General features: G+C 66.0%; 5 protein-coding genes and 1 pseudogene. 1 reads left to right on the top strand and 5 read right to left on the bottom strand.

Annotated elements, in window-relative coordinates; genetic code table 11:
* Window positions 1–74 precede the first annotated feature (74 nt).
* Entirely contained in the window at window positions 75–386 is a 312-nt protein-coding gene (locus tag ACFXDJ_RS00140; protein WP_384650514.1) for a multiprotein-bridging factor 1 family protein, read from the top strand.
* A gap of 211 nt (window positions 387–597) precedes the next feature.
* Here the strand turns inward: ACFXDJ_RS00140 and ACFXDJ_RS00135 are convergent, their stop codons facing one another.
* The 5 genes and pseudogenes from ACFXDJ_RS00135 to ACFXDJ_RS00115 all read right to left on the bottom strand — a co-directional run bounded on the left by ACFXDJ_RS00135 (window position 598) and on the right by ACFXDJ_RS00115 (window position 11,976).
* The gene (locus ACFXDJ_RS00135; RefSeq protein WP_384650512.1) at window positions 598–1,257 is read right to left on the bottom strand and encodes a hypothetical protein; all 660 of its coding nucleotides are present in this window, start codon (window positions 1,255–1,257) and stop codon (window positions 598–600) included.
* Between the two features lie 258 nt (window positions 1,258–1,515).
* Window positions 1,516–4,092, bottom strand: coding sequence for an AAA family ATPase (locus ACFXDJ_RS00130; RefSeq protein ID WP_384650510.1), 2,577 nt, complete (start codon window positions 4,090–4,092; stop codon window positions 1,516–1,518).
* Window positions 4,093–4,826: 734 nt separating this feature from the next.
* Window positions 4,827–4,970: pseudogene (locus ACFXDJ_RS00125) on the bottom strand (cytidyltransferase); the annotation flags it as partial.
* A 257-nt stretch (window positions 4,971–5,227) separates the two neighbouring features.
* A complete protein-coding gene (locus ACFXDJ_RS00120) occupies window positions 5,228–5,560 on the bottom strand; it encodes a hypothetical protein (RefSeq protein WP_384650508.1) in 333 nt (110 codons plus the stop codon).
* A gap of 308 nt (window positions 5,561–5,868) precedes the next feature.
* On the bottom strand, window positions 5,869–11,976 hold the full coding sequence (locus ACFXDJ_RS00115; protein ID WP_384650506.1) for an RHS repeat-associated core domain-containing protein: 6,108 nt from the start codon (window positions 11,974–11,976) through the stop codon (window positions 5,869–5,871).
* Between the last annotated feature and the right edge of the window lie 373 nt (window positions 11,977–12,349).

Genomic DNA, 12,349 nt, shown 5'->3' with positions numbered 1-12,349 from the left:
CCATTCCAATAACATTCAGTGGAGATCGCGGCCGCTGTCATGTCGGGAGGTCCAGATGGGCGACACTCTTCGCTGTGTCACAAGGAGACAAGCGAAGCCTCAGTCCTGCCGAGTACCGGCTCAAGGGAACCTGGCCGCACGCCGTGCTCGATGACCACCACGGGGCGCGGGTCGCCCAGGAAGTGGCCTCTCGGCTGCGTCGGGCGATCGACGCCCGCGGATGGTCGATCGCGGAGGTCTCTCGGCGCAGCGGCGTCGCCAGGCTGACCGTCACGAAGGTGCTCGGCGGTGAGGTGTGGTGCGACCTGCTGACGATTGCGACCCTGGAGAAGACCTTCGACGTGGACCTGTGGCCCGGACGTGATCCGGGTAATCCGCCAAAGTGAATTCGCATGGGCATTCGGCTCCTCCCAAAAGTGGGCATGAAGAATTAGCCGAATGCCGAACACGCCCGGATGAGGCCGGGTAGTGTCGGAAACGGCCTCAATGGGCTGACCGTCGCCGCTGACCCAGGGGCCAACCTGGATCGTTCTTCATGCGGCGGCGGTCTTTATGCGTGACCGGTGCTGGGATCCTCGGTGGTGAGGCGCAGGTGCGTCAGACGAACCTCCAGTTCATCCGAGGCCGGTAGTAGGTGTGGAAATCACCCTCGACGGTCACGCGTTCCAGCACGCCGCGCATGGCGAGATTGCGCAGGTTCTCGCGCAGTGCCCTGCGGCCGGCTGGATCGTCCTCCGTGACATCGAGGACGGCGGCGATGTCGGCCGTACCCCAGTCGAGGTCGGGCCGAGTGGCCACTGCCGTCAGGATCTCCTTCATTCGGGCGCCTCGTACGAGTACCTCGTTGGGAGGCTCTTCCATCGCCTGGTCGGAGAAGTGCGCGGCCTGCGCGGGCGTACCTGTGGTCTGGTCGGTGCCGCCGCGGTCGTCTTCGTGTGCGGAGGGCGGAGGGCTGGGTGGGGCCTCGTCCGGGACGACTCGGAGCCGGGCTGTGGAAGCCGCGTCGAGGTCTGTGTCTGCCTTGAGCAGCTCACCCGCGCGATGGCGTACGGACACCGCGTCCCGAGCGACCGTTAGGGCATCGTCCCTGGCTTCGATGAGCTGGGTGCGCCTCTCATGCTCCCCGTGCAGGGACTCTTCGATAACGGCGATCTTCTCATCGCTTTTCTGGATCTCCGCATCGAACCGCGCGGCAACGGAATCCATCTCATCGGTGATGTCGTGAGGCTGGCTCTGCTCTGTCGCCTGGTATGCCATAAGGAAACGGTAGAGGGCCGCGGGCATATATGTCTTCGAGTTGGCGTGGCAGCCCTCGAATGGTGAATGATGTAGGTGGCTCGTCCGATATGTGCCGATTAATTTGTTTGAGCAGTGAATGTGTGAACGAAAAATCTCCTGTATGGCCGCTCGTGGAGGCTGGACGTCGGCCGGGGCAACTGGCCAGCCGCTGCGAATGGGTGGAGAACATCCCGCTGTATCTGGTCTGGACTGCCTGGGGTACGCATGTATACCGGGTCACTGGACGGATGCGCGCCATGGCGAAGCGAGGTCGTCAAGCAGGGGGCGGGTGAGCTGCTCCGCGCCCTCGCGGATGGCTCTAATGGATCCGCTGCGCACCAGATAGGCCAGGTGATGGGCCCTCCCCCCGGTGAGTTCGTGGAGATGGTCGGCCAGCTCGGACAGCGTTCCGGGTACATGCGCACGCAGCCGGAGCGCGCCCTCGGTTTGCGCGATCAATTCGAACCAGGCATCACCCGGCGCCATTGGGCCAAGCGTGAGGGGCAGCAGGCGGCGATGAGCACTCCATTCCTCGGCCCGAGGTGGAAATCCGGCGAAGACCAAGGTGGCCTGGACGCTGTCGCACAGGTGGGTCACCGCTTCGGTGAGGGACGAAGGCTGCCCCGCCTTGGCACGGAAGGGATGGAACTCGTCGATGAGGATAAGGCGGGTGCGCCTGATGGTCAGACAGTCGTGGACGCGGCGGATGAGGTCGGTAGTCGTGGCGCGTGCGGGAACAGGCGCAGCGACCGCGCGTGCCAGTTCGCGGAGCAGGACCCGGGCGGTGACACCTGGCGGTAGTCGTACTTGTACTACTGGCATGGTTCGGTCATCCGGCACTGCCGGGAACCGTGCGGTGAAGCGGCGGGCAAGCTCTTGGAGCACTGTGGTCTTGCCCGTGCCGGCCTCGCCGGTCAACAGGATGCCGTGACGTGCCCCTCCTGCATGTTCGTTGAGCACGATCAAATCCTCGGCTCGTTCAACGGCGGCCAGCAGATCGGGCGTGTACAGAGGGAGTTGTGCGTGGTAAGCCACCCGAGTCTGGTCGGGTGCGGTCACAGGTGGAGGGGGCTGGAAAGGCTTGCGGCTTGTGTTCTTGAGGTTGTGCTCAGCCAGGTCTGTCCCCAGATTGTTCCCTTGGAAGACGGGGCCGTGTATCAGGCCTGAGCGCACGTCGTTCTCGCGGTGGGCAGGCTCAGGCGATGCCTTGAGGGGTGGGGGAGCCAACGAGGCGGATGGTACGGTCACCCATCCTGCCTGCGGGGTGCGGATCCAGATCTGGCGTGTGTCATAGGGATCCCAGCGCACACTCCACGACGCGCTGCGCCCGGAGGGCGATACGTGCTGGCGAAAGCTGTCCAAGACCCGACCGCCGTAGTGGCGGCCGTGCAGGTGAACCCCTGACCGGCTGACCACTCGGTGAGTGATCGGCAGTAGATCGAGGAATTCCAGCGGCTCCAGGGGCGGGGCGATCCATCCGTTCCGTGCCACAAGCGATGCGTATCGCAGAGCTGGGCTTCCAGAAGCGTCGTGCGCTGCGGGCGAGCTTTCACATGGGGGGAGCTCCTGCTGGGACCAGACCTCCTGGACCCAGTCGTCCAGGAGCCCCTGCACTCGATCCACCGGCCACCCGGCAGCACGTGCTGAATCTCCGGCCGGCGAGTGCAGATAGTCCATGAACAGCGACGCAGCACGAACCGCCAGCTTCTCGGTGGATACCTTGTCCTTGGGAAGAGCGCCCGTCCTGTACCGCACCTTGATCCCGAGGCGGCGACACGCTTCTGTCAGACCGCGCACGCTCAGGACAGGCGACCGGTCGACCACCAGGACCTCCGGACGGATCGCCGGAGATCCTGGTCTTTCCGCAGCCTGCGGGATTGCGGGTGGCCACGCGCCCCAGGAGGCCCTTTGGTCTGCGGGGACACACATCCTCGCCAACAGAGCCGCCCCATCGAAGGGCCGCAGCTCCTCGTCGACCACAGCGGCCAGCAACACCGAGGTGTCTACATCGACCGAGAGAACCAACCGTAGGCCGCCTCGCACCGCGTACGCCCCCGCAAATGGAGGCAGCCGTACGGCATCCAGCACCACCAGGCGCCCCGGCCAGCGCTGTGGGCCATGCAGACCACTGGTCGCCACGATCTCGGCATACAGTCGGTGGAAGGACGATCTGGACGGCAGCGTCAACTCCCCGGTGTGCACGGCGCTCTCAAGCCGCTGCGTCACCAAGCGACGCACTGCTTCCACACTCCGCCTCCTGTGGTCGGAGTCGAACGCCTCCTCCCGCACGGCATCCATGACTCGCGGATCCCATCGCGCGCCCGCGCCCTCACTCCGTCCGGCCCGCCCGTCCACGAGCCCCGCGAGCCCCTCGACCTCGTACCGCTGGCGCTTGCGGCGTACGGTCCGCACCGAAGCACCGCGTACTCCGGCCCGCGCGAGTTCCTCGGCCTTGGCCACCTCCCGCTCGCCCAGCGTGTGCCGGTCCGGATCGTAGGCTTCCCGGCGTCGCGACCCCGGTGCTGCGTCCCATGGAAGCCCCGTCAGCACCTCGACGATGTGAGACCGCCACCACAGAGCCCGCTCGGCAGCCTCGCCGATCAGTTTTGCCTGATCCCGTGCAGGCGTCGGGCCCTGGTCGAGCACCACGAAGCCATCGCTGTAAAGCAGCGCTACAACATCCACCCGCTGGACTCCGCCGAAGGCGTCCGTCAGCGTGAGCTGGCGACCGTAGAGCTCCGTGACGGTGCAGGCACGTCCACCGAACCGGACGCGGTCACCCACTCCCAGCCGGTCGGGCCACAGCATGTCCATAGATCCCTCGATGACTGCAACAGGGGTGGACTGACCGGCACCGGATCGCCTCATGCGTTCACACCGCGTACGGCACACCGGCGCCGCTCAGCCCAACCGGGCTCCGGCATCCAGCCAACCAGACGCGGCGGCCGTTCAGCACCGGGAGCCTGAATCCAGTCCACTAGATGTACGGACAGGAGCATCCTGCCCCCGTGCCACTCGTTCGGAACACTCCGTATGCAATTCCAATGACATCATTGCAGGGTGGAAGCTGTGACGCCTGAAACCACGGCCCCAGCCACTCGTGCCCGGCCTGTCATCATCGACCCGACGACCCACCGATTCCTCTTGCTTCCCGTACACCTCGGGGGAACGGCCTGCTGGTCTGTCCCTACGGTGGAGCTGCCGCCGGGCAAGCCGGTCCGCCGGGCAGTGGTGCGCTACCTGCGACGGGAGGTCGGACTGCCCTGTGTGCGGAGCGCACCCGTTGTCGGACGCCTCCCGGCCGGCGGGAAGCGCCCGTGGACCGAGTACGTATTCCTTGTGGCACCAGCTAAAGGAACCTGGCCACGGGGCACGGCCACCCGGCTCGGGGCGGCGGCGCGGTGGTGGACGACAGCCCAATTGCGTGCAGGACGGGTCCCCGTAGAACCGGTGGCCTTGCCCGACCTCATTGACGGCTATTGGGAGGGCTGGCTCCCGGACGGGGAGATCACCTTGGAATGAAGTCGGGGGTCGGTCTGGACTGGTTTTCAGCGGTGGTTGGTGGTGGCGAGGACGTCGACGATGCGGCGCAGGCTGGTGCTGGAGACGTGGACGGTGTGTGGGAGGTAGACGACCTCGACACCGACGGCTGCGAAGTCGCGTTCGCGTTGATCTTTTTTCAACCTGCCACGGTGCTGCGCTGTTGGTGGTCAGGGCTGCGGGATGAAGGAGCTCCTGGTAGACGCTAGCGAGCCAGCGCACACTGAGAGCTCGTAAAAGGATCTTGGCGAGATGTCCTGGTCACCCGTGACCGGTGTGACGATTCGTCCGTTCGGGATGGTGTGAGTACTCGGCCGTGGATCGTGGACGACGATCTGTGGGCACTGATCGCGAAGGGCGGGAGCGTCATATGAGCGCTCCCGCCCTTCGCGTCCTTGCTTCTGAGCGGCTAGGAGCGCGTCCCCATGGTGACGGGTAGGCGGTCCGGGATCGTCTTGCCGTCGGGTTGTTCCAGTGTTACGTCGATCCAGCCGTTGTGGCTGTCCGGAAGCGCTACATAGTAGACATCTCGCCCTGTCGTCTGAGGGTTCAGCCTTCTGACGAATGCCCAGGGCACCCTCTTGCCGGCGTACTCCACAGACGCCACCTTGACCATGGGCTCGGCGGCGAACACGACGTACGACTCCGAGAAACCCATGCCGGGCCCGAAGAGGGCTTCCAGATGTGAGTCTTGCTTGTCGGGTGTTGCCTGAACAACGTCCTCGCAAGCGATTTCGTGCACGTCGCCAGAGACGGTGCCTTGGGCGAAGCAGACCTTCCCCGCACTGGTCTCCCAGATGTACGAAGCGGAGTTCCCCACCTGCCTCGCCAGGCTCAGCCCACTACTCGTAGGGGTTGAGGCTGGACGCGTCTGGCTCATAAGGGTTGACTCCAGCCGAGTCAGATCGGGCGGCCCTGCCGAAGGGGTGGAAGCAGGGGCCGAAGTGCCCGGCCCTGCAGGAGTGGCGGCAGTGCCGTGATGCGTGCCACAACCGGCCAAGAGCAGGGCCAACAGAACTGCCAAGGCACCTGCTCTTGCGGAGTTGTCCGTTACTTGCATGAACCCACCTGGCCGCACACCATCACATCCAACCTGATTTGGTTCTGGGGCTCGCTGGCGAAAGTGTTGCCCTGCCACGTGTGGACGTCGAAGGTTGCCCACGTCTTCGTGGTAGTGCGACCATCTGCGTGGGTGTACACAGTCTTGTACTGCCTCAAAATGCCGGACGGCACATAACCGAAGAGCTCGCCCTTCTTCAGGTTCATCGTGCTGGCCTCGGCCGCCGACGCCGTGTTTGTCTTCGTACCGGAGTCGGTCCATGTGTAGTCACCGTTGAGGCCGAGCGTGGTTTCGATCTCTCCGTCCACGACCAGAGGGATACCCGCCTCGACGCCCGCTTTCACTGAAGCGGACCAGCCGAACTTGCTCGCGAACTGTTCCATGGCGGAGTACATGGCGGCGAAGGTATAGGTGAAGGTCAATTCCTGGTCCTTGGTCACCACCCGGACATTTGCGCCGGTTGAGTAGTCGGTCCACGTGCTCTGGGACGTCATGACGGTGTACGGGTACACGACGTCGTCCCCGCCATCCGGGACCTTCACACCCTTGGGCAGGGTCGACGGTGGACGGCAACCGTCGCAGTAGTGGTTGTGCGTGGCCTCTCTGTCTCGTCGCTGCCGCACCTCACCACCCGGCGTGAGCTTGGGCGGCCCCGGTACGTGCCCGGGGGTGGTGTTCTCGTGGTCGGGTGAGGGGCGGGTGGGGCAATCGATTTCGGCGCACATGCCGCTGGGGTCCGCAGTACTGAGAGGGCTGTTGTCGGCGTAGCCGTAGGCGTTGAGCGCCTGCGCGGAGTCGGGCACCAGAACGGGGTCGACGCTCAGGAAGCGACCCGTGCCGGGGTCGTATTCGCGGGCTCCGAGGTGGGTGAGGCCGGTGGTGTTGTCCTGGGTGCCGCCGACGAAGCCTCGTTCGCCGGGCCAGGTACTTGGCTTGGTGCCGCGGCCTTCTCCGAACGGCTTGGTGGTGCGGCGTTGGGTTTGGAGGGTGGTGGCGTCGATTGCGGTGGTGCCGGTGTTGTGGTGGTCGGCCGCTACGTAGGAGAGCTTGCCGTCAGAGGTCCGGACGATCGTGGTGCCGCCCGGTGCCGCGTAGTAGCGGGTGCTGGTGACCTTGTCGGTGGTGGTGTCGCGGGTGAGCTCGTCCGAGCCGACGTACAGGGTGGTCTTCCCCGGGTCCTTGCGGGCCAATCTGTTGCCGGCCGCGTCGTAGACGTAGGTGGAGGTTCCCGCGCTGGTGGTGGCCGAGGCGAGTTTGCCCTCGGGGGTCCACGTCAGGGTCTGGGTGGCTCCCGTGGTGTCGGGGCGGGTGAGGGTGTTTCCGGTGTTGTCGTAGGTGAGGTTCCTGGCTACGGGTGTGCCCGTGCCGGTCTGCTTCGTAGTGGATGTCGGGGTGTGGGGGCGCGGGGATCCCGGTGCCGGGTAGGTGTTGGTGGTGGTGCTGGTCTTGGCCGCGTCCCCTGCGGGGTCGTGGTCGGTGAGGGTCTTGCGGTTGCCGGTGACGTCGTAGGTGAACGACTGCCAGTACGGGGATGTACCGCCGATCTTGCCCGCCTGCGGGGTGGCGTTGGTGCAGCCGCCGATGCCGGGGACGGTCGGGCCGGGCTGGGTCGTCGTGGTGCCGGTGTCGGTCCAGGCCTCGGTCAGGCGGCGCTGGTAGTCGTAGGTGAAGCACTGGGTGTCGCGGGCCGCACCCTGGGAGCTGGTGACCGAGGTGACGTCGCCGGCCGGCGTGTAGGTGTAGGCGGTGGTGTCGACCGGGGCGGCCTGGTCCTGCTTGGTGAGTTCGGTGCTCAGGAGTCGGCCGGTGGCCGGGTCCAGGATGTTGGTGGCGACGACCTGCTTCGGGTCGTCGCCGAAGGTGGTGCGCTGGACCTGGCCGAGCTCGTCGTAGTCGGTGAAATTGACGTAATCGACGTTCCTCGAACCGTACGAGACCGGAAGGCCGTTGATGTTCCGGCTGGTGTAGAGCCGCTCGGAGGGCAGCCCGCCTGCCGCGGGTACGTCCCTGATGTCTTCGGCCCCAGTGATGGGGTCGTAGATCGTGGACGTGGCGTAGGTGCCGGTGAGGGCTCCTTCGCCGGCGGGGACGGTCAGCTTGGTGCCGGTGGGCCGGTAGCCGATGTCGTAGCCGGTGGTCTCCTGGCGCCAGGCCTTGCCGTCGACCCAACTGGTGGTGGCGGTGGGCTGGCCGGGGAGCAGGGTGTCGTACTCGTAGGTGGCCAGCTTTGTGCCGTCGACCGCGTTCAGGTTGCGGGAGGTCGGGCGGCCGAGGATGTCGTAGCTGGTGAAGACGGCTGTGCCGCGAGCATCCACGGTTGAGGTGGGGTGGTCGGCGTCGTCGTATGCAGCCGTCGATGTGCCCTTGTCCGGGTCCACAGCCTTGATCTGGCGCCCGTGGAGGTCGTACTCGTACGTCCAGGCATTGCCGGCAGGGTCGGTGATCCGAGTCAGCTTGCCGTCAGTGTTGTATCCGTAGCTGGTGGCGTCGTAGGCACCCGTGGGTGCGCTGCTGTTGTACTTGCGCTGCTCGATTTTGTGGCCGCGCCCGTCGGTGATCTCACTGGTGGCACTGGCGCCCTGGGCCGGAGTGGTGTCTATGCGGTCGGCGCCCAGGTAGGTGGTGGTGGTGCGCCACTGCTCCTTCGTCTTGGAGGAGAAGACCTTCGCTATCGGACGGCCGAGACCGTCATACAGGGTGAGGTTCTGCCCCGGCACCATGTTCTCGTCTGCGACGAAGCGGGTCTTCACCGGGTTGGACTCTTTGTTGATATACGCGTTGGTGCTCTTGAAGACGCGCCCGCGGCTGTCGTAGGCAGTATCCGTGATCAGTCTGGCCCCCGCCGCATTGTTCTGCGGAACGGATTGGACCTGAACCTGCTGCCCCATGGCATCGAGGAGGCTGATGGAGGTCGCGTACGACCCATTGGACCGTAGTGATTGGGTGGTGACCGAGCTGGTGCCAGTTTGACTGAGGTCGTAAGCGAAGACTGTGTTGGCACTCTGTGTGCGCTCGCGACCGGGCTGCCAGACGGCTGTGATACGAGCAAGTGCGTCGTAAGTCAGTTCTGTAGTGCGGTTGTTCTGGTCGATCGTCTTTACCGGCAGGCCACGCAGTGGGTGGAGGGTAGTGGTGGTCGTCCAGTTCTTGGCGTTGGTGACCTTGACGGTTGTGGCGCGGGCCGGGGAGGCGGGCTCATACGCCGTCGTGGTCTTCGCTCCTGCGGCGTCGGTGGTGCTGGTGACGCGGCCATACAGGTCGTAGCCGGTGGTGGACTTGCGGGTGTACTTGGGCTGGCCGGACTCGAAGCGGTCGAGTTCTTCGGTGCTGGTGGCCTCGCCGGGGCCGGTGAGCGTGCCGAAGGCTTGGTTGTCGTAGTACGTGCGGTTGCGGGCCAGGGTGTTTACCTCCGTCGCTGCCACACCACAGGCGGCCTGGGTCCGGACGGTTTCTGAGATCCGGTCGAGCATCCAGGTAGCGGTGTTGCGGGTGTAGGAGGTGGTGGTGCAGATGTCGGGCAGGCCGTCTGCCTGATCCAGGACCCAGTCTTGCATTCCGTACTCGGTGTCGTACTTGGCAGCCTTTGATGTGGTCCGCCACGTCTTGTCGGTGAGGAGGACCTTGTCCTTGGTGGAGCCGCCGCCCTGCATCTGTGCGGTGAGTGCGGGCAGTTTGGTGCCCCGGCTGTGGGTGGCTGTGGCAGCGGAGAGCCACGGCTCGGTCTGCGATACGGAGACGAGTTCGCCGCCGTCGGAGGCGAAGGTCTGGGTTTCGCGGACGGCGCCGGCCAGCGGGTTGGAGTCGGGGATCGTGTTCCCGGCGAGACCGGTGAAGGTGGCGATTCGTGCGGTCTTGTCGGCCCTGATGTCGCCGTCCATGCCACGGAGGTAGAAGGCCGCGGATTTGGAGACGGTGTCCGGGGCCTTGCCGGCGCGGGTGATGACCTGTTCGTAACCGCGGAACTGGTTCCAGGTGCGGCGGTTGTCCTCGGTCAGCTCCTCGTCATCGCGATGCCAGGCCGTGCCGCCGACGTACTCGTAGCGGACCTGATGCGGCATCGAGCCGGCGAAGGAATCCGTTTCGGTGACCTGGGCGACGACGTACTTGTGGAACCAGTCCAGGGTCGGATCGTTCGGGCTCTTCGGGTCCGGGTTCCAGTACACCGGATAGCAGCGCTTGGTGTTCGAGTCCTGGGCCGACGGCAGACCCGCGCCGGGCGCGCAGTCGGCGTCGGCGTAGCCGACGGAGGTGACCTTGCCGGTCTCCGAGGTGATGGAGACGATGCGGCGCCGGTTGAGGGCCGGCCGGTTGTCGATGCTGGAGTCGACGCGGTTGTTCATCAGGCTGCCGTTGAAGGTGACCGGCGGGGTGTCCAGCTTCGCTGCACCGTCGTGGCCGGTGCGCGTGAGCGATGCGAGCCACAGGGCGGGCGCCGTGCCGTCCTGCGGGTTGGGGAACTCGTGCGCCAGCTTGTAGGAGTCGACGTCGTCGTATCCGCCGGTGCCGTTGAGGACCTGTGTGGTGATGTCGGTGAGGCGCTTGGTCGTCCAGAACGTGGCCGAGTAGTTCTCACAGGTGCCGGTGGCGGCGCAGTTCTGGTCGAAGGGGACGTCCGGCCACTTCGTTGCGTTGGCCGTGGTCAGCTTGGACGAAGCGCAGTCGAAGCCCGCGTCGGGCAGGCAGCGCTCGGAGGTGGCGAAGAGGACCTGGGCGGTCGGCTTGACCGTGTCCGCGTCCGTCAGCTTCGAACCGTAGGTGATCTTGGCGAGGTTGCCGCCGCGGATGTACGAGGTCAGTGTGCCCGTGGGGTTCGCCGCGGAGGTACCGCGCTTGTAGTTGTTGGTTGCGGTGTCGTACCAGTGGGTGATCACTCCGCCGCGGGGGTCGACGACGAAGTCGAGGTTCCAACGCCAAGCTTGCTGGCACCAGGACGCGTCGAAGGTCGACTGGTTGCATTCCTCGCCCGTATTGTTCCCGTAGACGGGTGTGGTCCAGGCGGAGTTGGTGGCCGGGGCGGTCGAGCTGCCTGGCTTGCGACCGACACCGAAGTAGTACTGGGTGCCGTCGGTGGTGGTGACCTTCCAGTACTCACCGTTGTTATCACCATTGGTCGCACCGGTCAGCCGCTCGACCTTCGAGGCGTCATCGCCCTCCAGCTTCCAGACACCGGTCTTGTCGTCCTTGACCAAGGTCGAGGACTTGCCGCCCAGGGAGAATGTAGCGTTGTCACCAGCCAGGCACTGCTCGCTGGACTCGGACTGGCCGTCCTTGGCGCACGGCTTGAAACCGCGTTCCACGAAGCCGGGCGAATAGTCCCAGCCCTCACCTATCCACGAGGCCTGGTTGTTGGTGGCCGCAGTCCGGCCGTCGACCGCCTGGGAGCTGTAGGAGAGCGTAATGCTCGGCTTGGTGCCGCCCAGCCCGTCGGGCACGGCTATCGGATACGACCAGGAGAAACCGCCCGAGTTGCTGCCGCTGGCCCACGAGTCGGACGGGGCCAGGCTGGTGGCCTTGTAATCGCCCGCGCTGCCGGCGGGTGCGGCTGAGGCGGCGAGCACGGTAGCCCCGCCCGAGGTGGCCGAGGCGCTGGCCAGGCGAAGCCCGCCGCCCGCGGCGAGGGGGACCTCGGCGCTGAGCAGGCCGGGCCGGTCGCCGTCCTTGGCGGTGGCCAGTGGGGTCTGCGTACGGCACTCCGCGCGCTCGGGAGTGGTCAGCGCGCACTCAGGCAGTGTGACCAGGCGGGCGCGGGTGAGCCAGTCGGCGCCGAACGCGCCCGCGATGTGCGAGACGTCCACGGAAACCTTGACCGGACCGCCCTCGGCCAGTCCCTCGGCAGGGCGGACCGAGACCAGCATCCCCTGCACGCCCGCCTTCTCGGCAGCCGCGCGGTCCGCGAGCCGCACGGCGGCCTTGCCGCTGCGCGGCGCGCCCTTGCTGGAGGCCGGGGCGACCCAGACCGGCGCGTCGCCGGCCCGGCTCGGATCGGCAACGGGTGCGGCCGGGGTTCCGGAGCGGCTGGGAGCGATGAAGAGCGGACCCTTCGCCGGTGCGGTCGCGTTCAGGTCCACCTCGGCCTGGGTGGCCGACGGCCAGTACACATCCTTCGGAGTCCAGGCATCTGGCTTACCGCTATCCGGAATTCCCGTCACTTTCTTCGGTGCGTTTTTGCCGTGCACCGATTCCGTTTTCCGCAGTGCGCCAGGTGCCCAGCGGTGCGAATCCTTGGGTTTCCAGCCCGAGGCTTCGGCCGTTCCGGCGCCGACCATCAGGCACATTGCAATGGTGGAGGAGACGAAAATGCGGCGTCTTGCCGCAGTCCGCCTCCTCGTTCCGGTTAGTTCAGGTGGTACCTGCACAGCACGCCCCCCCGGGTCGCGAGTCAGTCAACTGGCCGGGAATCCTAGCCTGTTGATGGATCGTCAGACAGGGATCAACCCGGACATTAGAGCCTGCTTGGAGGTGTCGCGCTCC

Origin of the sequence: Streptomyces sp. NPDC059443 (assembly GCF_042750105.1) — a bacterium.
Classification (GTDB): Bacteria; Actinomycetota; Actinomycetes; order Streptomycetales; family Streptomycetaceae; genus Streptomyces.
The sequence above is the reverse complement of the archived record's forward strand: the minus strand, read 5'-3'. Positions and strand labels throughout refer to the sequence as shown.

Excerpts from the sequence above, each read along its gene's own strand:
- ACFXDJ_RS00135 (WP_384650512.1), bottom strand. The coding sequence starts at position 1,257 with ATGGCATACCAGGCGACAGAGCAGAGCCAGCCTCACGACATCACCGAT.
- ACFXDJ_RS00130 (WP_384650510.1), bottom strand. The coding sequence starts at position 4,092 with ATGGACATGCTGTGGCCCGACCGGCTGGGAGTGGGTGACCGCGTCCGG.